Annotated in this window: 13 protein-coding genes; 12 read left to right on the top strand and 1 reads right to left on the bottom strand. The window is 39.3% G+C overall.

Translation table 11 applies throughout. The annotated features are described in order from the left end of the window. Positions 1-15 precede the first annotated feature (15 nt). The 8 genes from M2419_RS19620 to M2419_RS19585 all read left to right on the top strand — a co-directional run bounded on the left by M2419_RS19620 (position 16) and on the right by M2419_RS19585 (position 17,370). Positions 16-2,397, top strand: coding sequence for an ABC transporter permease (locus tag M2419_RS19620; RefSeq protein ID WP_153847191.1), 2,382 nt, complete (start codon positions 16-18; stop codon positions 2,395-2,397). A gap of 32 nt (positions 2,398-2,429) precedes the next feature. Beyond that, complete coding sequence (locus M2419_RS19615) at positions 2,430-4,793, top strand: FtsX-like permease family protein (protein WP_259255532.1); 2,364 nt, start codon at positions 2,430-2,432, stop codon at positions 4,791-4,793. A 215-nt stretch (positions 4,794-5,008) separates the two neighbouring features. Then, entirely contained in the window at positions 5,009-7,399 is a 2,391-nt protein-coding gene (locus tag M2419_RS19610) for an ABC transporter permease (RefSeq protein ID WP_194932907.1), read from the top strand. A gap of 98 nt (positions 7,400-7,497) precedes the next feature. Further along, positions 7,498-9,891 carry an ABC transporter permease gene (locus tag M2419_RS19605; protein ID WP_259255531.1) on the top strand — a complete coding sequence of 798 codons (2,394 nt, stop codon included), beginning with the start codon at positions 7,498-7,500 and terminating at the stop codon, positions 9,889-9,891. Positions 9,892-9,942: 51 nt separating this feature from the next. After that, entirely contained in the window at positions 9,943-12,333 is a 2,391-nt protein-coding gene (locus M2419_RS19600) for an ABC transporter permease (protein WP_259255530.1), read from the top strand. A 32-nt stretch (positions 12,334-12,365) separates the two neighbouring features. Beyond that, entirely contained in the window at positions 12,366-14,771 is a 2,406-nt protein-coding gene (locus M2419_RS19595; RefSeq protein WP_182330067.1) for an ABC transporter permease, read from the top strand. Continuing rightward, complete coding sequence (locus M2419_RS19590; RefSeq protein ID WP_259255529.1) at positions 14,764-14,898, top strand: hypothetical protein; 135 nt, start codon at positions 14,764-14,766, stop codon at positions 14,896-14,898. The genes M2419_RS19595 and M2419_RS19590 overlap by 8 nt, the downstream gene beginning before the upstream one ends. Positions 14,899-14,964: 66 nt before the next feature. Next, positions 14,965-17,370: an ABC transporter permease gene (locus tag M2419_RS19585; RefSeq protein ID WP_182330069.1), complete on the top strand. Its 2,406-nt coding sequence runs from the start codon at positions 14,965-14,967 to the stop codon at positions 17,368-17,370. Between the two features lie 149 nt (positions 17,371-17,519). Here M2419_RS19585 and M2419_RS19580 read toward each other — a convergent pair whose 3' ends face one another. Next, positions 17,520-18,191, bottom strand: a complete 672-nt coding sequence (locus M2419_RS19580; protein WP_153847198.1) for a hypothetical protein — start codon at positions 18,189-18,191, stop codon at positions 17,520-17,522. A 136-nt stretch (positions 18,192-18,327) separates the two neighbouring features. Between M2419_RS19580 and M2419_RS19575 the strand changes: the two genes are divergently transcribed. The 4 genes from M2419_RS19575 to M2419_RS19560 all read left to right on the top strand — a co-directional run bounded on the left by M2419_RS19575 (position 18,328) and on the right by M2419_RS19560 (position 26,323). Continuing rightward, entirely contained in the window at positions 18,328-18,552 is a 225-nt protein-coding gene (locus tag M2419_RS19575) for a helix-turn-helix domain-containing protein (protein ID WP_153847199.1), read from the top strand. 205 nt (positions 18,553-18,757) lie between these two features. Next, complete coding sequence (locus M2419_RS19570; RefSeq protein WP_153847200.1) at positions 18,758-21,199, top strand: ABC transporter permease; 2,442 nt, start codon at positions 18,758-18,760, stop codon at positions 21,197-21,199. A gap of 26 nt (positions 21,200-21,225) precedes the next feature. Continuing rightward, positions 21,226-23,673: an FtsX-like permease family protein gene (locus M2419_RS19565; protein ID WP_259255528.1), complete on the top strand. Its 2,448-nt coding sequence runs from the start codon at positions 21,226-21,228 to the stop codon at positions 23,671-23,673. 256 nt (positions 23,674-23,929) lie between these two features. Next, the gene (locus M2419_RS19560) at positions 23,930-26,323 is read left to right on the top strand and encodes an ABC transporter permease (RefSeq protein WP_182330073.1); all 2,394 of its coding nucleotides are present in this window, start codon (positions 23,930-23,932) and stop codon (positions 26,321-26,323) included. The last annotated feature ends 44 nt before the right edge of the window (positions 26,324-26,367 follow it).

The following is a 26,367-nucleotide window of genomic DNA, read 5'->3' as shown; positions in this document are numbered from 1 at the left end:
TAAAACCCCATAACAATGATAAAGAACTTCATCAAAACCGCATGGCGAAGTATTTTTTCTAATAAATTCTACAGTGCCATTAATATTTTAGGATTAACAGCAGGAATGGTTGTGGGGATATTTCTATTGCTATGGATACAAGATGAGCTATCCTTTGACCGATTCCATAAACATCAGCGCTCCATTTACAAAATTGGAATAGAAGGGGGAACGGGGATATCAAAACGAATCTTTGGATCCATCATTGCTCCGGTTGGAAGTTCTGCCAAGAAGGAGATTCCCGAAGTTCAGGATGCTGTACGCATATTTAAAATCGGCGATGCCGCCATCAAGTATAAAGATAAAAGGTTTAATGAAAAGAACTTTGCGTTTGTGGATCCCAGCTATTTTAGTGTTTTTGACTTTTCCATATTGCAAGGCGACCCAAAGCGACCTTTCCCTGATAACAATTCAATTGTAATCACCCAGCGTACAGCACGCCGTTATTTTGGCGATGAAAATCCAATTGGAAAAACCGTCGTATTAGGAATAGAAGATCTATGTGTCGTCTCCGGCGTTATTGCCGATTACCCTGAAAATTCCACCTTTCAATATCAGGTGCTGATGCCCCTTTCTAGATTTAATGAGCAAGCCTATATCAAAAATAAAACTACCTACGACAATAAAACTTTTCTGTCGTCCATGGATGAGGATTGGTCTAGTTTTTCTTTTGAGACCTACCTACAATTGAGACCTGATGCTAACCCGACGGCAGTCGCACAAATACTACAATCCATACACGAGCGAAATAAACCCGAGGATGCCCCTGTACCCTACGTTGCTCAAGCGCTGGCGAAGGTCCATCTATACCAAATGGATGGTAGTGACGGCGGTATTGGAAATGTTCGAATTTTCACAGGTGTGGCGATTATGATTCTTGTAATTGCAAGTATTAATTATATCAATCTTTCTACTGCACGCTCGTTGTCACGCGCCAAAGAAGTGGGTATACGTAAAGTTATCGGCGCAGGTAAAAAGGAACTTTTTTTCCAATTTATATTGGAAACAACTATGCTCTTTACCATTGCTTCAACCCTAGCATTAGCCATCGTTTTCAGCTGTCTCCCTTTGTTTAATAACTTCTCCGGAAAACATATTTCTCTGCAACTCTCCAACCCTATGCTATGGTCAAGTGTATTGGCCATGCTCCTGGGTACGTTGTTACTCACCAGTATATATCCCGCTCTGCTTTTATCGAAGTTTGATCCAATTAAGGTATTGAAGGGTCGGTTTGCATTAAAAAACTCCAGTGCACGAAAAATACTGGTTGTCCTACAGTTCACTGTTTCTATAATCCTTATCACTTTAACAATTGTTATCGGTCGTCAATTAGATTATATAAAACATCAAAATTTAGGCTACGAAAAAGATCACATTATTTCCGTTGCCATGGCACCGAAAATGTCTAAACATTTTGATGCAGTAAAGAGTGAACTTCTAAAAAATAAGGATATTGATGCCGTTATTCGCCTCGGTAGAGATATGGTCTATGGCGGTGGTTCTACTGGAGATAACGACTGGGACGGAAAACCCAGTAAATCAAACCTCTGGTTTAACATCACGTATTCCGATCAATCTGCGCTCAATTTTTTCAAGATAAAACTTACACAAGGTCGTAATTTTACGGGATCAACAGCAGATTCAACCCATTTCATTATCAATGAAACGGCCGTACGGGAAATGGGGCTAAAAGATCCCATTGGCACACGCTTACGTATTCGAACAGTTCCAGGAACTATTATTGGGGTTGTAAAAGATTTTAATTATGCAAGCGTGAGACAAAAAATTGAACCCATGGTATTCCAATATAGCCCCAAAGATTGCTGGCAGCTTTATATCAAAACAACGACTTCCGGGGCTGGTTCCGCGCTGAACTCACTGCAACAGATCTGGAAAAGCTATTATGATGATATGCCGATGAACTATAGTTTCCTTGATGAAAGTTACCAGAACCAATATATGAATGAACAGAAACAGGGTGCGCTATTCAATTTTTTCGCACTGGTCGCTATCCTGATATCCTGCCTGGGACTTTTGGGATTATGTACTTACACCGCACAGGTTAAAACCAAAGAAATTGGAATCAGAAAAGTTCTTGGCGCAACTGTATTTAACATTATACAATTACTAAACAGGGAATTTTTACTCTTAGTCATTTTAGCCAATGTCATCGCAGTACCAATCGCTGTATATTTCAGCATAAATTGGCTCGATGGTTTTGCCTTCAGAACGACTCTCCCATTTACCATATTTCTATATGCGGCGGGGATAACCATTGCTATTGCATTATTTACGGTGAGTTTCCAGTCCATCAAAGCGGCATACGCCAATCCTGTAAAAAGTTTGCACGATGAATAGTTTATATTTGAGAACCAAAACAACAGCATAAAATGATTCGATTATTCCTAAAAACAGCGCTGAGAAATTTGAAGCGCAGTCCCTTAAACACAACAATAAATATTTTGGGATTAGCACTGGGGTTTACTGTTGCCCTGATAAGTACATTATGGGTACTGAAACAATTTTCTTTTGATAAGCATTACAGCAATTATCAACATATTTATCAGGTCATGATGACTGGAACTTTCAATGATGAGAAATCTACTGATCGCTCCACCCCTATTCCCTTGGTCAAAACGATCGCGTCTGATTTCAAAAATGAAATGCAAGATGCAGCACTGATCACGAATATGGAAAGCAACAATCTTAAGGTAGGTGATAAGAAGCTTAATGCACCAGGGTTTTATGCTATGGGAAAATTTGCCGAATTATTTTCTCTCGAATCTGTACAAGGAAATAGTACCACACCGAGCAATCCATCGACCATCATAATTTCAGAATCCTTAGCAAAACGACTGTTTGATAAGGTAGATATCATCGGGAAAACACTTCAATTGAATGGTAAAGAACAGTATACTGTTCAAGGTGTTTATAAAGATATTCCTGAAAACAACACTTTTTATGGCTTAGATTATGTATTGCCGTTTGTCGATTATCTTGCTAAAGACCAAGGTATTGAAGAAAGCTGGTCCAGCTGCTATTTCAGCACTTTCGCCAAGATCGACAATGATGCCTTTGTTCCCGCTTTGGAAAATAAACTAACAAATATCATCAACAAAAAACTGACGGATATAAAACCTGAAATCCTGTTACATCCGATGTCCAAATGGCATTTATATGATTCGTTCAAGAATGGAAAGAACGTAGGCGGACAGATTCAATATGTATGGATGTTTGTTTGGATAAGCGTATTCATCATTTTATTGGCCAGTATCAATTTTATTAACCTGAGTACGGCTAGAAGCTTAAAAAGAGGAAAAGAAATCGGGGTTTTAAAATCTGTTGGCGTCAACCGCCGGCAGCTTATTGCAGGCTTTCTTGTTGAGTCAATCCTCGCTGTAGCCTGCGCATTTTTGTTAGCTGTTCTATTCGCTACATTGCTTTTGCCTTGGGTCAAAACGATTACACATACGACACTGCATATCCCTTTTACCGATATTCGTTTCTATGGCTACTCCCTAATAGGAATAGGCGTTATAGGTCTTTTAGCAGGTATGTACCCCGCGTTATTTCTATCGGCTTTTAATCCTATTCTTGCACTTAAAGGTAAAATTAACAGCCGAAAAGGCGGATCAAGAAGTAGAAAGGCAATGGTCATCGTGCAATTTGCTATTTCTATTTTCCTAATGATATCTACTTATCTGGTGATTCAGCAACTGCATTTCACCAAGGATCGTCCAATAGGTTATAAAAGTTCAAATTTGATAAACATTACTTCATCCAATTCAACTATCGTCAAAAACTTTGATGTACTTCGAAAAGAGTTGATCGGTCAGCGCCTTGTCGCTGATGCCGCCCTTTCTTCCAACTTTGTGAACCACCTATCCTTAACAGGTGGTGGTTTTAATTGGCAAGGTAATGATTCCAAAGACGGTGCGATCATGGGGATCTTCACCGTAGATGAAAACTTTGCTAATACTGTACAGTGGAATTTTATAAAAGGACGCAATTTTTCAAAAGATTTCAAAACAGATTCAACTGCTGTTATTCTGAACGAAGCGGCGGCCAAATTTATGGCAGTTACCGACCTAAACAGCAAACAGCTTTCACGTGCCGGTATCAATTACCACATCTTGGGTATTATTCAAAATACGCTTTCCGAATCTCCTTTCAAATCCATTACACCGACGGCTTATTTTCTAAAATTTTTACCAAAGAATAAGATAACGCTTCAACTGGATGAAAATCAAGATCTCAAACAAAACCTAAAAGCGATTTCCACAGCGTTCAATCGCATAGATCCTGATCTCATTTTTGATTATACATTTACGGATCAGGAATATGCCAAAGAGTTTCAACAGATGGAAATGATCAAGAGCTTAACCAGTTTATTTACAGGGTTGGCCATACTCATTTCATGTCTCGGTCTCTACGCACTGGTTTCCTTTCTTACGGAGCAACGAGAAAAAGAAATCGGCATTCGTAAAGTATTGGGTGCATCAGAACTTGGCTTGTGGCGACTACTTTCCACAGAATACATTTGGCTCACAGGCATTGGCTTTTTACTCGCAGCCCCTTTAGCCTATCTCCTCATGGAATCATGGCTCGAAGACTATGTCTACCGCATATCAATTACATGGACGGTCTTTGCTATCACAGGCTTAACCGCGCTAATCATCACCTTATTAACCGTTAGTTACCAAGCGATTAAAGCAACATTAGCAAATCCTGTAAAAACCTTAAGAAGCGAATAATACCAATTTGTTCGGGGACGGACACTATACTGTCCGTTTCCGAACATTTAAAACCGCCATAAAAACACACCAAAAACCTAAAAATCAATACATTATATTTATGGCAAACGAATTGAACTACTTGGCTTTGCTATTTTTCGAATAACGGAGCCTTCTACTAAAGCGAGCTAAGTGACAAGAATATAGCCTAATTAACAGTCTAAATGCTCATAACCATGTTAAAGAACTATTTTAAAATTGCTTGGCGGAATATCAGAAAAAACAAAGGATTTTCTCTTTTAAATATGTTTGGCCTCAGTATCGGAATAACATGTTTTCTATTGTTGGCAGCGTACATATATCATGAATCCAGTTATGAGCGTTTCCTTCCAAATGCGGACCGTCTAGCTTATATTAGCCTCACCTATAAAGCACCCAATAGCACGGAAGAAGTAAATTCTGCAGTAACACCAACAGGCTTAGCGCCTGCTTTACAAGCTGAATTTCCGGATGTAGAACAGGCAACCAGATTCTACAGCTATTCCAAAGGCGGTAAAATAGAATCCAAAGAGGGACTAATAACTGAAAAAGGCCTACTTTATGCTGACCAAAATGTTTTTAAAACTTTAGGTTTTACCTTTCTCGAAGGTGATTCACGATCAGCCTTAGCAGAACCAAATCAGATTGTCTTAACAAAAAAACTCGCAGCGAAATATTTCCCCAATCAGTCGGCCATCGGTCAGACACTATCCATTGACAAAGTCAACTGGAAAATCACAGGTATCATTGCAGACTTGCCCACAAATACACAGTTGAACTTCTCTGCACTCCTTTCCAACAAAGGATTAGAACGCTACAAAGAAATGGCTTGGTCATCTGCAAATGATATAACCATAGCGCTCCTAAAAAACAAAGATCAGTTCGGTTCAATCCAACAGAAATTGGACCAAATGACAAAATCAAAATTCGCCGAAGCAACAAAACAAGGCTATCAATTTCGATTTGTCCTAGAAAAGCTGACCGATATCCATCTCCACTCCAAAGCAGCAGGCACAGGAAACATTACTTATATCTATATTTTAATGGCGTTAGGTGCTGCGCTTATTATTTTAACCTGCATCAATTTTACAAATTTGGTATTAGCACATGCGCTTGAACGCAAGAAAGAAATCGGTGTCAAGAAAGTTTTGGGTGCAGCAAAGAAAACGATATTCTTTCAGTTCTTTTTTGAATGTAGCCTCATGGTTTTTCTAGCTGTTGGTTTTAGCCTTCTGACTACGGTACTCTTGTTACCCGTATTCAGTTCATTTATGGGTACCGAAATGAGATTAACCGTATGGACAGACCCTCGGTTTTATACGATTTTACTTGTTTTCATAGCCTTGTTGACGCTGCTGTCAGGTGGCTGGCCTGCCTATTCAATCGCTAGCTCAAAACCTATTTCCATTTTTAAGCGAAAACTAACTGAAAAACGACATGGTATATCATTGAGCAAGGTACTCGTTACTTTTCAATTCAGTATCTCTATATTTTTTATTATCTGCACCTTATTTGCGAGTAGACAGATGGATTTTATCCAGTCTAAAAACACAGGATTGGATCGCTCTGATATGTTGGTCATTGATGGCCGAGGATGGCAAAATAAAGAAAGGCAGCTATTAAAAGAAAAGTTAATGCAGCTCAATAATGTCCAGGGCGTTACCGCTTCGTATGACAATCCCGTCAATATTCAAGGTGGCTACAGCGTCAGTGAAGTAGAAGGCCAACCCAATGATTTTGATATGGATGTCACTGCAATTCCGATTGAAAAAGATTTCGTATCCGTTTTTCATATTCCATCCGTTGCCGGCGCACCGCTGTCAGATGCGGACATTTTGCGCGCGCAAGACACTATTTCACCAGAATATGGGTTTGTAGTGAATACACTTGCTGCATCCGCCATGGGTTTTACTCCCGAACAGGCTATTGGAAAGAAAATCAACTTGAACGGACGTAAGGGCAGCATCAAACAAGTTGTTGCTAGTTTTAACTTTGCATCATTACACAACGAAGTCAAACCAATTGTACTTTTTCCTGAATATGATTATTTCGGCAATATTTTTATTCGACTCAATCCGACATCGCCGGTAAAAGATGTTCTTGCGCAGATAAAAGCTGTTATAAAAGATATTGATTCAAAAAACAGTTTTGAATATCACTTTCTCAATGATGATTATAACAAGTTATATCTCAAAGATCAGCAAACAACATGGGTAATGCAGTTATTTTCCATCATTACAATTGCTATCGCCTGTATGGGACTATTTGCATTATCAGCTTATGCCGTGCAACAACGCTTCAAAGAGATCGGTATTCGTAAAGTATTAGGTGCTTCAACGATCAAGATTGTCAACATATTGAGTGTTGACTTTATGGCCCTGGTCCTGTGTGCCGTATTGATCAGTTTACCCTTGGGCTGGTATGCTATGCACCGCTGGGTAGAAAATTTTGCTTACCACATCACGCTAGACTGGTGGGTATTTATTGTGGCGGCGATAAGTGCATTATTGGTATCATTTATCACCATTAGTTTTCAAACCATAAAAGCTGCGATTCTGAACCCGGTTGATAGTTTAAGAGACGAGTAATTGTTTTAGTAGCTATTAAAAATAAAGACACCTGATAAATAACAAGCGGGACCTTTAAATTCAAGTTTTTTCTATTTATCGATAAAAATACGACAAATATGCTTAAAAATTACATCAAAATCGCGTGGCGCAACCTGATGAAAAACAAATCCTTCTCCTTGATTAACATCATCGGATTGGCGATCGGTATGGCCGGAGCATTACTTATAGCACTTTGGTTGCAGAACATGTTAACCATGGACCGCTTTCATGAGAAGGGTGATCGCCTGCACGTATTGAGTAATCGTGACGAATTTCAAGGCGAAAAATCAGCCTGGGCCTATACGCCTAAAATATTAGCGCCCTCATTGGCTGCAGATTTTCCAGATATCGAAGCTTTTACCAGATATAATGAGGGACCGCAATTTTTAACAACTTTCAATGAAAAGAAACTGATAGCAAATACTGTTTTCATCGATCCTGGTTTTTTCAAAATGTTTTCTTTGCCTTTTGTGAAAGGAGAACAGAATGTGAGATTTGATCATCCCAAAGGTCTTGTTCTCACGGAAAGTTACGCAAAAGCGCTGTTTGGAAATGAAGATCCCATTGGAAAATCAGTTCGGATAGACTCAGTTAATCAAGTCACCGTACAAGCTATACTTAAAGATCTTCCGAGTAATTCAAGTTTCAAATTTGACATCCTCCTCCCATTTGAATATGCAAAAATAATTGGTTACGTAGACGATAACTGGAGCAATAATTCAATAACTACCTATATCCTGTTAAAAGAAGGTGCTTCAGTCAACGCATTTAACGACAAAATCAGAACCTATCTGAGAGATCATATCAATACGAGTAATAAAGCTGCCGGTTATACTTCTGCAAGAAATACGGGTGAGATTTTTGCCTTCCCCTATCCAGATTCTTTCCTTTACAATAGCGGAAAAGGAGGAAATTATACTTCCGGACGTATCGATATCGTCAAGCTATTTGCTTGGATTGGTGTATTTATTTTATTGGTGGCAAGCATCAATTTTATGAATTTGAGTACGGCACGTTCCGAACGCCGCGCAAAAGAAGTCGGTGTCCGCAAAGTAATTGGAGCTAATAAGACAAGCCTAATGGTGCAGTTCCTGGTTGAAAGCATATTGATTAGCCTGATCGGCATGGTACTCGCGACTATACTTGTTTTTATTGTCCTGCCATTTTTTAACGAGCTTGTCGGAAAACAGCTTAGCTTATCGTTATTAAACTTACCAACCTGGCTTTTTTTAATTGGTTTTGCCTTATTTACGGGTGTGTTAGCGGGTACCTACCCGGCCTTTTTCCTTTCTTCATTTCAGCCTATCAAGACCTTGAAAGGGAAATTTGTTTCTAAAACAAGAGGCCTTAGTATTCGCTCGCTCTTAGTCGTCATTCAGTTTAGTCTCGCTATTATATTGATTATCGCAACAGTCATTGTCGCGAAACAAATCCAATATACCAAGCAGCGCGACCGGGGTTATAATGAAAATGGACTACTTTATAGCAGTATCCAAGGTGATCTTGAGAAGAATTACAAAATTCTTAGAAATGAATTGTTAGCCAGCAACGCAGTTGTTTCTGTTTCGAAAAACATGTCGCCGGTAACTGATTTCTATAGCAATGGCTGGGGATTTACCTCCGGGACACCAACGGAACAGGACAAACGCATTTCCTATAACCGTTTTAGTACCGATGCCGATGCTGTAAAGAACCTTGGTTTGACATTGATCCAAGGCCGCGACATCGATATCTATAAATTTGCAACGGACAGTACAGCCGTAATTTTAAATGAGTCTGCCGTTAAAAGTCTCCATCTAAAGAGCCCTATAAACAGCATTGTGGATGGCGATGGAACAAAATGGACCGTAGTTGGAGTGGTCAAAGATTTCATTATTGGATCGCCATTTGGAGACAATAAACCTATGGTGATATTAGGACCGCAAGCCTGGTTTACAACGATCCATTATCGTCTAAATCCAAACAATAATATCGCAGACAACTTAAAAACGATTGAATCAATCTTTAAAAAGTTCAACCCAGATTATCCTTTTGAATATCAATTCATTGACAAGACCTACGAAGAAAAATTTAAAGAGACAAAAGCTATAGGTACACTGGCCATGATCTTTGCAGGATTGACGATCTTTATTTCCTGTCTGGGTTTACTGGCATTAATCGCCTATATGGCTGAAACGCGCATGAAAGAAATTGCTGTCCGCAAAGTTCTTGGAGCAAGTGTCACCCAAGTAACCTCTTTACTATCAATCGATTTTATTAAGCTTGTTGTGGTCGCAATTTTTATCGCCACACCTATCGCTTGGTGGGCCATGGATAAATGGTTACAAGATTACAGTTATCGAATTGAGATACAGTGGTATTATTTTGTCATTGCTGGACTATTAGCTATTCTGATTAGTATGGCCACGATAAGCTATCAAGCAATTAAAGCTGCATTAGGTAATCCTGTTAACAGTTTACGCGATGAGTAGCCCAAAGTTTAACAACATTGTTTCCTATAGTTTTAGACCATAAAGAAAGGCATGAATTCATTCAAACTTACTTTTCGCATCCTCATTAGCAACCGACAATATACCTGGATCAATATCTTAGGGTTAAGTATTGGCTTTTCCTTGTGTCTTCTCGTATTCGCTCTTGTCATTGAAGAAAATTCATATGACAAAAGCTGGAAAAATGCGGATCATCTCTTTCGGATTGTCACTATAGATTCAACGGCTGGCCTTGAACGCCAAATGTCCCGAACATTCGTTAATTTAAGTACGGAACTCAAACAAGTATTTCCGGAGATTCAAAATGAGGCTCGGATAGAATCCAGAAAATATTATTTAAAACCGCATGCAGGCTCAGCACAGCCCATAGGCATACAGGTTTTGGAGTCGGAAATAAACATCTTGGATATGTTGAGCATCAAGGTTCTCGAAGGCAATCCCAAACAGCTGGTCCAAGGAAAAACAAACTTGCTCATCGGCAAAGAATTCAAAGAAAAGTACTTTAAGAACGAAAATGTCATCGGCAAAGTCATCCAAAGTGCCGACCCCTATACCGATCAGCCATCCGATTATATCATTACGGGTGTTATGGATAATCTTCCTTATAATTCAACGCTCAGAGCTTCCGCCATTGCTTTAGTCCCCAAAATATCGATGGAATTAAGCAAAGATGGCTCAGGCTACTACACCGAACAATTTGTACAGCTAAAACCCGGGACACCAAGAATAGATCTTGAGCAGAAACTAAATCATTGGTATAAAGGATACCTCAGTCCTAACACAAAACAGGTGACTTCCTTTCGCTTGCAGCCTATTCAGGATATATATATGGAGCCATTAGGCAGTGCTGATATCAGCGGCAACCAAAAAACAACAAACATATTTGTAGGTGTTGCCGTTTTGGTCTTTATTATTTCCTGTATCAATTTTATTAATATTTACGCCGTAAGAACAGTTAAAAAATTAAGAGCACTTCATATACATAAGGTATTGGGGGCCAGCCGAGCCCAAATGATCAGACGAATGCTATTGGAAACAATCCTACTGTTTTTTATTTCTGCATTATGTAGTTTGTTACTCTTTAGACTTGGATTGTCCCAACTGGAACACTTTATAGGCTATGATCTCGCTTATATTAAATCCATACAACTCCCGTTGCTATTGGCATTTATCACGACTGCAATTGCCCTCGGCCTGCTAATTGGTTTTTATCCAGCATGGCTGATCTCCGGTATTAAGAGTTCAGATGCCTTAAAAAATAAGCTATCAAAAATTCCCAATGCAGAAGTCTTTATCAAAAAAATGCTTATCACAACACAGTTTAGCATTGCCATTATCGTCATCATTGGCCTTATAACAATCAAGTCCCAACTCAGCTATATGCAAGCAGCTCCCTTGGGAATGGAAGTCAAAAATGTGCTTAACATCGATTATTTCAACAAGGGTACACAGAATACAAATATAAAAGATCGAATTGGTCAACTTACCGGGGTTGAATCGGTCAGCGTCGCTGCCTGGACGCCGACAATCGGGTCAGGCTACCTCGCCAAGACAATCGTTGACAAGGACGATCCAGGGAAAAATATCCAAGTCAGTTTCATCGGTGGCGATGTCGATTTGTCCAAGACTTTGGGAATCCAGTTGGTTAAGGGTCGATTATTGACTGCTGAAGATTATACGCATGTTGAAATGGATTTGGGAGAAGACGAAGGTATCAATAATGCCCTTGTGACCGAAAGTACGGCAAAAAAGCTTGGGATAGAAAAACTCGGTATCCTGTATAAAGACCTTCAAATTATCCCCGTCGGAATCATTAAAGATTTCCATAGTGAGTCTTTTCGTAGCAAAATAGTACCAACAGTGATTTTGGCAAAAGATTTTAACGGAAGCGGCAATATTCTGATAAAAGTAGGGAAAGGACAAGAACAACAAATCTTTCGATCGGTATCTCAAATTATACAAAATACCTATCCAGATAAACACGTTTCCTTCCATTGGATAGATGAATTGATTGCAAAACAATATGAAAAAGAGAGCAAGCAAGTGCAATTATTTATCCTATTCAGTGCATTGACATTGTTGATTTCTGCCTTAGGAATCACAGGATTGATTATGCAAAATCTCGAACAACGTACCAAAGAAATTGGCATACGCAAAGTCCTAGGCGCAACAGTGCTCGACATATCACGTCTCTTTTCAAAAGATTATCTCATCTTAACGACCTTGGCTATTTTTATTGCTAGTCCAATAGCGGGGTATTTTTCAAAAAAATGGCTCGAAGATTATGCGTACAATGTGAGCGTACAATGGTGGTTCTTTATCCTTGCCGCGCTTGCCATCTTTTTAATCAGCATCATTACTGTCAATTTCCAAACAATACGTGCCGCACTAAACAATCCAGTAGATAGCTTACGAAACGAGTAAATATTCATTTATAGTAATAAAGGGGCCTCAATATGATCAAGAATAATTTAAAAATAGCATGGAGAAATTTAACCCGCAATTTCTCCACTTCGTTTATCAACATCGTTGGATTGGCCATGGGAATTGCAACCTGCCTTTTGATCAGCTTATATGTGACCGATGAATTTAGTTTTGATCGTTACAACGAGCATGCAGACCGTATTGTACGTGTTGTTTTCAGAGGAACTGTCAAGGGCGGAACGATCAATGAGGCACATGTGATGCCACCTGTAGCTTCGACAATGAAGTCAGAGCTGCCCGAAGTTGAAGAAACTGCACGACTAAGAATCGGTGGATCCCCTCTATTTGTCGTCAATAATAAAGTGTTTCACGAAGAAAAAATGGCTTTCGTGGATGCTTCTTTCTTCAGAATTTTCACGCTCCCTTTTATCAAAGGGAATTTGTCTACAGCTATTTCTTCCCCAAATTCTGCAGTGATATCCGAATCCACCGCCTTAAAATACTTCGGCACAAACGATGTTGTCGGTCGAGACCTCATCATCAAAGATAGTCCAAATATCCTCAAAATCACTGGAGTAATCAAAGATGTCCCTAAAAACTCTCATTTTCATTTTGATGTATTTACCTCTTTGGATGCACTGGAAGATTCACGATCAGATTCGTGGATGACTTCCGAATATTATACTTATGCGCTGCTTTCGAAGAATGCTTCACGTGAAAAGCTCGAAAAAAACTTAGCCACTCTATTCGACAAACATGTTGCTACACAATTTATAGCAGGTTTTGGCATGAGTTACCAAGAATACAAGAAAACGGGAAATAAGATCGGTCTTTACCTACAGCCGCTCACAGATATCCATCTATATTCGAATTTCAACTACGACCTCAGCGCTCCGGGGGATATACGTTATGTTTATATTTTTAGTGCTATTGCACTCTTTATGCTATTGATTGCCACAATTAATTTCATGAATCTATCTACAGCCAGTGGGTTTAGACGGTGTAAAGAAGTAGGAGTACGAAAAGTATTGGGTGCCGACAAACAAAACCTGATGCGACAATTTATGCTGGAGGGCGTCCTCCTGACTTATATTTCCTTGGGAATAGCTTTGGGAATTGTTTTACTTGCCCTTCCTCTATTTAATCAGATTTCAGGCAAAGAGATTGAAATTCAAAAACTTGAAGCTTTTAAAATTATCCCCTTCCTACTGACTTTTGGTTTAGTCGTCGGTCTATTTTCCAGCAGCTATCCCGCGTTATATCTATCCTCATTTAATCCGCTCCGTGTATTAAAAGGGAAAATAAGTCGTTCGACTAAAGGCCTTAATTTACGCAGTGGGCTTGTTGTATTTCAATTCATCATTTCCGTCGGACTTATCTTTGGAACCGTGGTGGTTGTTCAGCAGCTGGATTATATGCGTCATATTAAACTTGGATATAACAAGGATAATGTCCTTATTATACAGAGCTGGCCTTTGGGGAAAAACGAAAAGACATATTATAATTTATTGATGCAAGATAGTAGAATCAAGCATGTCTCTCATTCGTCCTATCTCCCCGCCGGAGAAAGTAACAACAACAATTTTTTCATCTATCCAGATGGCAATACTGATCAATGGGTCAAAACGATTCGTTACGATATAGATGAAGAATATATTCCGGTTATGGGTATGCAGCTTAAAGAAGGACGAAATTTCGCAAAAACATTTGGTAATGACAGCCTTTCTGTCATCATCAATGAAACTGCAGCAAAAGATCTAGGTTGGAACGATCATAGCCTTGGCAAAATATTGACCAATAAAGACAACAAAAGCTATCGTGTTATTGGTGTCGTTAAGGATTTCCATTTTCGCTCTTTACATGAGCAGATCTCTCCGCTTGTGATGGTTCTTAGCGATCAAGCCGGGAGTTTGATTCTCAAAACCCAAACAGCCGATATGGAGAAGCTCATTCAAAAATTAGCGTCTCTCTATCGTTCCTTTCCAACAGACATTCCATTCAGCTATTCCTTTTTGGATGACCGATACGCACAAACCTACCAAGCAGAAGTGAAAACAGGTAAATTACTGAGCATCTTTGCGGGACTGACTATTTTTGTGGCCTGCCTTGGTTTATTCGGCTTGGCTATTTTCACCGCCAATCAACGCAGAAAAGAAATAGGGATCCGGAAAGTTGTTGGAGCTACAGTTCCCGACATCACACGCATGCTTTCCACTGAGTTCGTCAAACTCGTTCTAATTGCCATTATCGTTTCTTCTCCCCTAGCTTGGTGGATGATGCACAAATGGTTAGAGAATTTTGCGTACCGTATTGAGATGCAATGGTGGATGTTTGTGCTAGCAGGAGCGCTAGCCGTTTTTATTGCTTTAATTACTGTAAGTTCACAAGCGATACGAGCGGCTCTAACAAAGCCTGTTGACAGTCTACGTGATGAATAAAAATAAACTTGTCTGTTCAGCTGTGGACAAAGCACTGTCCGATATCGAACAGCAAGTAAAAGAATCAGGAAGGCAATACGTTAATGATCAACAGGATAATTACTTGGCTAAACATTTGTATTTTTAATTTTATAAGTGGAGCATACAAGCTATCAGCAGCTCCACGACCGGAATAAATTCTTAGTATAAGACAATGAACTTTACAAACTTCAAAATTGCTTGGCGAAATATCGGAAAGAAAAAAGTGCAAAATCTGATCAATCTAATTGGATTGACCTGCGGTATTACTTTTCTACTACTTGTAGGCGCCTATGTATGGGATGTACATCAAGTGAATAGCAATATCAAAAATATTGATCGGCAATTTTTGTTGCAAAGCAAGTATAAAAAAGAAGGATTTGGTATTAACTTAACCACACTAGGGTCGCTCCCCAAAGCCTTACATGAGGAGTATCCCAATCTGGTCTCTAATTATTATCGGATTGATGGATTAACAGGTATCGTAGCAAACGGTGCGACAATCCATGAGGAAGGGATGTCTCTCGGAGATCCTAGTCTATTGACAATGTTTGGATTCCATATTTTAGCGGGCAATGCAAATACGGCTTTGAATAATCCCTTTTCAGTTGTCATCAGTGACAAAGCCGCCATAAAATATTTCGGACATGTGGATGTACTTGGAAAATCGCTACAAATAAAAAATTTCAAGGGTGAAAAACACGATTTTGAAATTACAGCAATCATCAAATCCGATGTCCAAAATGCCATTATGGATCTCACAAAAAATATGCATGCCGACATATTTTTACCGATCATCAACGAGCAATTCTTTGGCCGATCTATCGACAATTGGAATAACCCTTATATTGCGGGTTATATTGAATTGAAACCAGGTGTAAGCTTGGAACGAGTAGATGCCGCCATCGAAACGCTGGTAAGAAAAAATACCGATAAAGAATTTTCCAGTCAATATAGCCCCAATCTAAAACCATTGAAAACTTATTATTTGGATGACAATCAAGGGGCTGTCCGTAAAATGATACAGACGTTGATTTGGACTGCCATTTTTATCTTGATCATGGCTATCATCAATTTCATCAATTTTAGTATCGCTCAGCACATTACCCGATTAAAGGAAATCGGTGTTCGCAAGATGATGGGATCATCTCGAGTGCAGCTTATTAGACAACTGATGACCGAATATATCCTGATCGTGGCCATAGCAACATTAATCAGTCTGCCAATCTATATCGTCACAAGTCCAATTTTCGAACATATCCTGATGCGCAAGCTGCCTACGTTGATGGAATTGCCGATTTATTTTTTTGGTCTATTGGGTATAATGACGTTATTAATTGGTTTACTGGCGGGTCTATATCCAGCAATTAAGCTTTCCAATATAGCGGTACTTCCTGCAGTCAAAAATCAGTTTTCGACGTTGGGAGGCAAACAGCTGGTACGAAAAATTCTTTTGTTTTTTCAATTTGGGGTAGCCTTGCTCCTGCTGGCCTGCACACTAATTATTTCCAAACAAGTGGACCTATTTCTCCATAGCAATCTAGGTTACAACAAGGACTACTTATTAACCGTTCAAGTACCTAGAGATTGGTCCGAAAATGGTGTTCGCAAAATGGAGACTTTACAACATGAACTCAGCCAGCAACCAGAAGTAAAATCTGTAAGCTTATCTTATGAAACACCTGGATTACTGGGATTCAATATGCAATCTGCATTCGGTACGATTGAAAACAAAGAAATCCAGGTACAACGGATTACAAGTGATAGTCACTTTTTGGGAACCTATGAGATACCGCTAATTGCCGGAACTTTTCTTCCTAAAAACTATGCTACTCATGCGGATAATAGACCAGTTGTCATCAACAGGAAAGCTATGGATGATTTTGGCTTTAAAAATGCCGAGCAGGCTATTGGTCAGCAAATAGCAATCAATGATCCTAGTTACAAAATGACTATTGTGGGCGTTGCTGAAAATTTTGTAGCCAACACACTTCATCAGGCATCCCCGCCTATTATCTGGATAGATGTACATGAGAGCCTTCAATACCGATACCTCAGTATTCGCTTACAAAAAGGCTCTCTTTCCAATGCAGTACAACAACTAGAAAAAAAATGGAAAACGTTGCTACCTGATGCACCGTTCGAGTATCAGTTTATGGATGAACGTATCAAAAGTTTATATGAAACTGAGTTGCAGCTGCATCGCGCTTCCCAGATTGCTACGGTTGTTTCACTACTGATCGTGGCATTGGGACTTACCGGATTAATATCGCTTTCCATCCATCTGCGCAATAAAGAAGTTGGCATTCGTAAAGTACTTGGGGCTTCACTAGCACATTTGATGTTGCTCTTTTCAAAAGAGTACTACGGAATCTTCCTATTTGCTGCATTTACGACAGTTCCACTGAGCTATCTATTGATGCAATACTGGCTACAAAATTACATTATCCGAGTAGAAATCAATGCATTTACCTACTTGTTACCATTGGGGACGTTGATTGGTTTGCTGAGTTTATTGGTTGGCATTATTGTATTTCGATCAACTCGGTTTAATCCAGTTGAAAAATTAAGAGATGAATAAGAAAAATAAGCCGTAGGGTGTGCGAAAATTATTATCAAGCTGAATTGGGTGTAGTAGTTTATAATTGGTTCCCTACGGCTCAGTATCTTTATACTCTTCCAGTAGCTATTCGTTGCGAACAGCTACTGGAAGAGTAACTCCTTATTCCTTTAACCACCATAGCTTTTCGATAGATAAACAAATCCATATTTTGATTCTTTCCGAATAAGTTTAAGCTCATCAGACCGATTGAGCAAATCTTCAAGTATCTTCATCAGGTTTTTAGGTTGGATATATTTGTCAAGCTTTTCACAACAGCGTTTATGTATTTCGGAAGGGCTTCTATCTACACTAAAATATCCTTCATTTATTTCCGCAGTTATCAAATTATTAATTTTTTCGACAGTTAACTTTGTAGCGTCTTCATAAGGATCAATATCATGACGAGCATCTATCAACTTGAACTCTATTATCCGTTGCCCCTCTTCAACATCCAGTCGGCTTAACAAATAAACAACACGATCATTGAGCGTTGTCACTTCGAGTTCGTAAGTATGTTTCTGTAAGTTTATGTCCATACCTGGCAGCATTATGGAATTCGTACTACTCACATTCAACACACGACAAAATATATAGTAATCAATAGCAAGAATCGTTTTAATTTTGAAAGACTCAATCTTGCTCATAAAATCCAATGGTTTCCCCATTAAAAAAGAAACTTCTTGTGGAGATAGACCGAGTGAGACACGCTGCAAAAGCATACTATAAAATATTAAGATTTCTATTTCATCACATTTTCTCTTACAAAGCTTAGTTAAGTGTTGGTTACTTTTCTTTTTCATAATATGCTCAATTTATTTGTATAGTTATTCAATACAAAAGAATAGAAAATATTCTAAAAATAAAAACATATGTATAAATAAAAATAACATTTTGTATATTTATCTATACAAAACAAGAGCATACTAAATCATAACTATGACAAAACTAGGTGAATTTTTAGAGAAGAAATCCGTTAATAAATCGCGAATTGCACGCAAAACAGGTTTAAGTAAGGCGAGAATCAATGAGTTAACGATGACCGAAACGGCTAAATTGCGTTTGGATGAAATGTACCTGATCGCATTGGCTATTGATACTGATCCAGCTAAAATGATGTTCGAACTATGTGATCATCTCCAGCTGAAAGATATTGAAGATTAAGCAATTCTCTATTTAACGCCAGCGCCTAGAACGTCTGTGCGATACTGAACGCCAAACTGTTCGATATCGTACAGACTGGCGTTTCAAATTTAAACCAACAAACTAGTTATCAACATATTAACAAAATGGCAACGCAATTGATTTCAGCTTAAACGTCTGTTTTGATTATAACTACCAGTCATTCAGGCGCTAAAAAAATTCTGCTATGATAGGAAATAATCTCAAAATAGCTTGGCGGAATATGGCAAAAAACAAGCTATATTCATTCATCAAGATTGGTGGCTTTGCCTTTAGTATTGCGATCTGTATTCTTATTGTTTTATATATAAAACATGAGACAAGCTATAATAAGTTTTATCCGGCTATGGATAGAATTTACCGCTTGGTTGTTCAGTTACCTATTGAGAATAAAACCGAGCGCTGGGTTTCACTTTCTGCACCGGTAGCGCCAACCCTAAAAGCAGAAATACCGTCCATTGAGCAAACGGGGCGCATCCTACCCAATCCGTTATTCGGTGCGGGCAGCAACCAATTGTCATTAAATAACAGCCCTGATAGCCATTACGATGATGGATTTGTCTATGTCGACCAGTCCATTCTCGACATGTTTCCTATGCCAATGGTTTCGGGCCAGCTGTCCCATGCACTCGACAAGCCCAACACATTGGTTATCACCAGAAGCAAAGCCGAAAAATACTTTAAAAATGATCCAATTGGACAAACGATCTATCTCAACAACAATAAATCTAAGGCGTATACCATCACCGGGGTCATTGAAGATATGCCCAACAATTCGACCCTTGCCGGTTATAGTTTTTTTATGTCGCTCGCTGGAGAACCTTTTTATCAAGGCGAACAGACTGCTTGGCTCAATAACAATTATACCGTTTATGTCAAATTAAAACCCAACGTAAATGTTGCACTGGCAGAAAAAGAAATTTCAAAGAATTACTTAGAGATACATTATCTCCCTGAATATCTAAAATCAGGACGTAAACTTAATCCGCTTTTCAAGCAGGCAAAAATAACTTTACAGAATGCACTCGACATGCATTTAAAATCTGCGGATATAAGCGACGATAAAGTTAGTACATTGAACAGAGGGGATATTCGCATGGTTTGGACCTTCGCAACAATAGCTTTATTTATTTTGTTCATTGCCTGTATTAACTTCATCAACTTATCGACAGCAAATGCAGCAACGAGAGCAAAAGAAATTGGTATCCGTAAGACTATTGGCTCCTCCAGGAAGCTGCTTGTTGGACAATTTCTTGTTGAAGCAATTTGTTATAGTGTATTGTCACTGATTATTGGGCTCTTTCTTAGCTGGCTACTACTACCCGTATTCAACCATCTAGCCAACAAATCCTTAACCATTCCTTGGATAGCAGCGTACTTCTTTCCTTCTCTTTTGGTGGCTATATTGGTGATCGGTGGCCTTGCCGGGATCTATCCAGCACTGTATCTATCCAAATTTAAACCAATCACCGCACTGAAAAACAATGTCATTGGCGCTAAATCTTCGCTCTTTAGGAATAGTTTGGTTGTCTTTCAATTCGCAACCTCAATTATCCTTATCGTTGGAGCATTGGTGACCAATAAACAGATAAACTACATATTGGACAAAGATCTGGGATTTGACAAGGAACAAGTCGTTGTGCTTCGCGGTATTGGAACATTATCGAAACAGCTTCCAAGTTTAAAAAATGAACTAAAGAGCCTCCCCAATGTTGCTTCAGTTTCCATGGGTGATTTTCTTCCAGTCCCCATCGATGGTGCCAAACGAAATGGCAATCCGTTCTGGGTCGATGGCAGAAAAGATCTTGATATGGCTACACAGGGCCAATTTTGGGAAATCGATCAGGATTACCTGAGCACATTCGGTCTTCATTTAAATAAAGGACGAAATTTTGATCCTACCAGAGCCACCGATAGCAGTTCGGCTATTATCAATCAAAAATTGGCCGACGAACTTCACTTAAAGAATCCCATTGGAGCAAAAATCACCAATGGCAATACATGGACGGTCATTGGCGTAGTAGATGATTTTATTTTTGAGTCGCTAAAGGATAAGGGGTACGCAGGGCTTTGTATGACATTACAAGGCAATCCTTCCCTTCTCTCTATTAAGGTAAAACCGCAACATCTCAAAGAGACGCTCGCTGATATCACAGGAGTATGGGACAAATTTGCCCCAAATCAACAAATTAACTACAGCTTTTTGGACGAAGGTTTTGAGGCCCTTTATCAAGACGTGGAACGGACCAAGAATATATTCACTTGTTTTGCTCTTGTTGCCATTTTTGTTGCTGCACTCGGGCTTTTCGGTCTCGCAACTTATGTGACACAACAACGGACCAAAGAAATTGGCGTACGTAAGGTACTTGGAGCCAATGCGATTAGATTACTCCGATTATTGTCTGGAGATTTTATAAAATTGGTGTTTGTAGCCTTGGTCATTGCCACACCAGTTGCGTGGTGGGCAATGAACCAATGGCTTACAGATTTTAACTATCGAATCGAAATAAATTGGCTATACTTCATTCTTGCGGGAATGAGTGCCATTTTAATTGCTTTAGGCACAATCAGCTATCAGACATGGAAAGCAATTCGCACCAATCCTGTGGATAGCCTGCGTGATGAATAAATACAAAACCGTAAAAGACTTTTATTATGATAGGAAATAATCTAAAGATCGCTTGGCGAAATATGGTCAACAATAAGCTTTACTCGATCATCAAGATCGGCGGGTTCGCTTTTAGCATTGCCATTTGCATTCTTATTATGCTGTACATTCGACATGAAACGAGTTATGATAAAATGTATCCCAACATGGACCGTGTTTTCCGTCTTATCGTTTCAGCACCCGATGGAGATAAAGTAAGGCAAACCTTTTCCTTTCCTGCCCCAGCAGCTAAAACCTTGCAAGAGGAAATCCCAAGTGTTGAGTTAGCCGGTCGCATTTTACCCAATACCTTATTTGGTGCCGGAAGCAATTTGTTTACTGTAAATGGCCGTGCGGAGAACTACCTTGATAAAGGTTTTGTTTATATTGATCAGTCCATTTTGGAAATATTTCCGCTTCCGGTCGTACAAGGACAGTTATCACATGCGCTGGACAAACCCAATGCGATAGTCATTACCAAAAGTAGGGCTCAGAAATATTTCAAAGGAAATGCAGTAGGACAAACCATCTATTTGAACAATAATAAAAATGTTTTATACAACATAACGGCTGTGATCGATGATGTTCCAAACAATTCCAGTCTTTATGGTTATGATTATTTTATATCCCTAGCAGGGGAACCATTTTATCCGGGTGAACAAAACAATTGGGGCGCGACAAATTACATTACCTATGTAAAACTGAAGGAGAATACAGATATTGCCAACGCACAGCGTAGCATTTCAAAAAACTATATTCAGGACCATTATATTTTGCTCAACAAAAAAAATGGAATGAAAATATCACCCGAAATGATGCAATCAACCGTATTGATTCAAAACGCGCTTGATATGCACCTGCACTCGAAGAATATTTCGGAATATGGAATGGCGACACAATATCAAGGCGACATTAAGATGGTCTGGATATTTGCGGGCATTGCATTTTTTATATTATTGATTGCCTGTATAAACTTCATCAACCTATCAACGGCGAATGCAGCAACGCGAGCCAAAGAAATCGGGATTCGAAAAACCATTGGATCAAATCGACGGACACTGATTATCCAATTTATGACCGAAGCGATATGTTACAGTCTTATTTCACTCCTTATAGGGTTATTATTAGCCTTCCTGTTATTACCGCTATTTAACAATCTAGCCAACAAAGCGCTGTTTATACCGTGGACAGTGTGGTACTTTGTTCCTTCGCTGATTTTGAGCATGTTGTTCATCGGTATCCTTGCTGGCTTATACCCAGCGTTCTATTTATCAGGATTTCAACCTATCAACGCATTAAAAAGTAAATCGGTTGCTAATCCTAAATCTTCGTTGCTACGTAATGGACTGGTTATTTTCCAGTTTGCAACATCTATTATACTGATCATCAGTGCACTCATTGCAAATCAGCAAATCAGTTTTATGCTTAATAAAGACATTGGCTTTGATAAAGATCAGGTCATTGTACTTCGTGGTGTAACAGGTATTGCCTCTCGGGCAAAAGAATTAAAAAATGAATTGAAAGCCATTCCAACAGTTCGTGATGTCTCCATCGGCGACTACTTACCGGTTCAATTGGATGGTGCAAAAAGAAATGGGAATCTTTTTTGGGCCAAAGGAAAAGAAGATCTTGAATTGGGAGAAGGTGGGCAATTCTGGAATATCGACGAAAGCTACCTCACTACATTTGGACTAAAACTTATAGCAGGCCGAAACTTTGATCCACATATCACTTCGGATAGTACTGGCGCTATTGTTAACAAAAGAATGCTTGCTGATCTAGGCATCAAGGGAAATCCGATTGGGGCACAAATTACTAATGGCATGACGTGGACCATTATCGGCGTCGTCGACGATTTTATCTTTGAATCGATGAAAGATGAGGGCTACTATCCCGTTTGTATGACACTAGCCAATAGTCCTTCCATGTTTTCGATCAAGACCAAGTCAACCGATATGGCTAAAACTTTGGATGAGATAAATATGGTATGGAATAAATTTGCGCCTGATCAAAAAATCAATTACAGCTTTTTGGATGAGGGCTTTGCTTCCCTTTATCAAGATGTCCAACGGACGAAAAATATCTTCAGCTGCTTTGCTTTTGTAGCCATCTTTGTTGCAGCTCTGGGACTTTTCGGACTGGCAACCTATGTGACCCAGCAACGTACCAAGGAAATCGGTGTCCGTAAGGTTCTCGGCGCGAGTTCCATCCGATTACTCCGACTACTTTCGGGAGACTTTATAAAATTGGTGTTTGTAGCCTTGGTCATTGCCACACCTGTTGCGTGGTGGGCAATGAATCAATGGTTGAGAGATTTCAACTATCGAATAGAAATCAATTGGTTCTACTTTATTCTAGCGGGTCTCAGTGCAATCCTGGTTGCATTTGGAACCATTAGTTATCAAACTTGGAAAGTCGTCCGTGCCAATCCAGTCGATAGTTTAAGGGATGAATAAAGTCAGAAGATCTTAAAAATTGGTGTTTGTTGCCTTGGTAATTGCCTTGCCTGTTGCGTGGTGGGCAATGAACCAATGGCTCAGGGGGCGTGGATGTTCGATTCTGGACGTAAACTGTTCGAAATCGAACATCCAAAAACAAAACAAAAACACGATAAGTGATTTATAATAAAACTATTACGACACTGGCAAGGGGATTGTGATTTTAATTGAGTGAATTGGTTCGCATTAGTTTAAACATAATATCCTCCAAAAAATGGCAAAAAATGATTTCAAACTAGCTTGGCGTAAACTCCTAAAAAATAAAGGTTTTACTTTCTTAAATATTGTTGGTCTGACCTTGGGTTTTACGGGTTTTATCCTTTCCTATCAATACATCAATCGGGAAACGAGTTACGATAAATGGAATCCACATTTTAAGGATATCTACCAAATTGGCCTTGAAGCAGAAGGTGCATTTACGGACGAAACTTCACCTTCTCTGGCTCCATTGCTAAAACAGAATTTACCTGATATTGTATATGCAGGTAGAAAAATAGTTTACAATTACGGAAGTTATCCCCTTTTTGGTGAAAAAACAGTCCTTATTAAAAATGCTGCACTGATTGACTCCTCAGCCGCACGAATCTTTCAAATCGAAAATGCGACCGGACCGCTCTACAAAAACAAGGACCAAAAGGATGCGACCATGGTCAAAAGCCATATTGCCGAACAACTATTCAAAAAAGAAGACTTAAATTTTGACAGTCCCCAGTCGATTCCAGCTCTAAGTCTACAAATTGGAATGAAGGAAACAATCTACGGCACCATCAAAAAGCAAGGTCTGTCCATGATTGATTACGATCTCCTTTTTATCCGTGAACCGCAGGATCTCTTTGCCGATAATAATCCCTTTTTGTATCAAACTTATATTCAGGTTCGGCCCGGTACGGATATCACAAAGTTGACCAATCGCATCAATGCGCTTTACCAGAAAGAAATTGCACCAAAAGATAAAATACGCTCATCCAGTTATGCCAAGGGAAAAATCTATCTAGATCCACTTGCCAACCTTCACCTTCGGCCAAAAACGGGAAATAACACGGCTTATATCATTACGTGGATTATTGGTATTCTTTCGGTCTTGATTCTTTTACTTGCTTCGGCCAATTTTGCCAACATGATTATGGCACAGGCGGATCAACGACTTAAAGAGCTTGCCCTAAAAAAAATATTGGGAAGCTCACGTTGGGCTATCGTCAGGCAATTGGTACTGGAAGTATTTATTCTGACTTTCAGTGCTGCAATCCTAAGTTTCGTTACTTTGGCCCTCACAGGAAATATCCTCCAAAAATGGTTCAATGATGATCTTAAGGGGTATATTTTGAGTTCGGAGACAATCGCCCAACTTGCTATTGCCGTACTATTGACAACAATTCTATCGGCAATATACCCAGCGATCGTACTCTCTGGCTTCAAATCCGTCAATCTGCTCAAAGGCGGATTATCCTCAATACTAAAGAAAGGAACATTCCGAAATGCCTTGCTAACTTTCCAGATCAGTATGGCTATCCTCTTTATCTCGGGCATGTTGGTTATTAGAGCACAGCTAAATTATATGCAACAGGCGGATAAAGGGTTTGAGCCTGCACAAGTTGTCAATTTCAAAGGTGTAGGTATGTATTACAATAAAGACACCTACAATCAATTAAAACGTCGATTAGAAAATGACCCGAGTATTGCAGCTACCGCATCGGCAACAAATATCCCAGGAGAGGGCGAACAGCCTCCTAAAATGGATTTTTCTTATGCACAAAAAACTGTTTCATTCGCACATGTCGGCATTGATCCTAAATACTTCAAGACGTTAAATATCCCCAGCATACAGGGGAACACCAATATTTCAATAGATCAACTGCTTCGCGATTCCTTGGCCAACTATGCTATTATCAACGAATCTGCAGCCAAAAATTTAGGACTTGAAAACCCTATGGGGGCTAAAATTAAAGGCTGTGATGTCAACTTCGAAATTGTCGGTCTGGTCAAAGACAGTAAAGCTTATGGTTTTGAAAATGTAGTTCAACCGACCATCTATTCATTTAAAAGTGAATGCGGAAGCATGCGCTTGCAAACAACCCTCATGGTCAAAACAAAACCAGGAATGGTCGATCGGGCAATTCAAACAGTCAAAGCAGAGTGGGAGAAAAATCCATCCACAAAAGATCTGCCCCTTGATTATTCCTTTATGGATGAGCAATATGCTTTACAGCACAAAAAACAGCAAGAATTGCAGACTGCTTTTAATAGTTTCACCAGCCTTTCTGTTATCATCGCGGCCTTAGGGCTGTTCAGTATGGCGGCATATCAGGCGGCATTACGAAAAAAGGAAATGAGCATCCGTAAAGTACTAGGAGCGTCGGTACAATTGCTCTTTATTCAATTGAACAAACCATTTTTCAAGCTCTTTCTGATCGGGATCGGCATAGCCCTTCCAATAGCATATCTGCTCATGAATAGGTGGCTTTCCAATTTCGCCTATCACATTCAGCTGTCCTGGTGGTCGTTTTTGATCCCAATATTTTGCATATTTATACTCATATTGGTTTCCATCAGTTTCCAATCTATCAAAGTCGCAAAAACAAATCCAATAGATAGCTTGCGCGATGAATAAAAGATAATATGAGCAGAGAGGGCCTTACCCCACAATCGAACAAT

The sequence above is a fragment of the Sphingobacterium sp. BIGb0116 genome (assembly GCF_024808035.1).
GTDB lineage: Bacteria > Bacteroidota > Bacteroidia > Sphingobacteriales > Sphingobacteriaceae > Sphingobacterium > Sphingobacterium paramultivorum.
This window is presented reverse-complemented; position numbering and strand designations above follow the sequence as displayed.

Excerpts from the sequence above, each read along its gene's own strand:
- M2419_RS19620 (WP_153847191.1), top strand. The coding sequence starts at position 16 with ATGATAAAGAACTTCATCAAAACCGCATGGCGAAGTATTTTTTCTAAT.
- M2419_RS19615 (WP_259255532.1), top strand. The coding sequence starts at position 2,430 with ATGATTCGATTATTCCTAAAAACAGCGCTGAGAAATTTGAAGCGCAGT.
- M2419_RS19610 (WP_194932907.1), top strand. The coding sequence starts at position 5,009 with ATGTTAAAGAACTATTTTAAAATTGCTTGGCGGAATATCAGAAAAAAC.
- M2419_RS19605 (WP_259255531.1), top strand. The coding sequence starts at position 7,498 with ATGCTTAAAAATTACATCAAAATCGCGTGGCGCAACCTGATGAAAAAC.
- M2419_RS19600 (WP_259255530.1), top strand. The coding sequence starts at position 9,943 with ATGAATTCATTCAAACTTACTTTTCGCATCCTCATTAGCAACCGACAA.
- M2419_RS19595 (WP_182330067.1), top strand. The coding sequence starts at position 12,366 with ATGATCAAGAATAATTTAAAAATAGCATGGAGAAATTTAACCCGCAAT.
- M2419_RS19590 (WP_259255529.1), top strand. The coding sequence starts at position 14,764 with ATGAATAAAAATAAACTTGTCTGTTCAGCTGTGGACAAAGCACTGTCC.
- M2419_RS19585 (WP_182330069.1), top strand. The coding sequence starts at position 14,965 with ATGAACTTTACAAACTTCAAAATTGCTTGGCGAAATATCGGAAAGAAA.
- M2419_RS19580 (WP_153847198.1), bottom strand. The coding sequence starts at position 18,191 with ATGAAAAAGAAAAGTAACCAACACTTAACTAAGCTTTGTAAGAGAAAA.
- M2419_RS19575 (WP_153847199.1), top strand. The coding sequence starts at position 18,328 with ATGACAAAACTAGGTGAATTTTTAGAGAAGAAATCCGTTAATAAATCG.
- M2419_RS19570 (WP_153847200.1), top strand. The coding sequence starts at position 18,758 with ATGATAGGAAATAATCTCAAAATAGCTTGGCGGAATATGGCAAAAAAC.
- M2419_RS19565 (WP_259255528.1), top strand. The coding sequence starts at position 21,226 with ATGATAGGAAATAATCTAAAGATCGCTTGGCGAAATATGGTCAACAAT.
- M2419_RS19560 (WP_182330073.1), top strand. The coding sequence starts at position 23,930 with ATGGCAAAAAATGATTTCAAACTAGCTTGGCGTAAACTCCTAAAAAAT.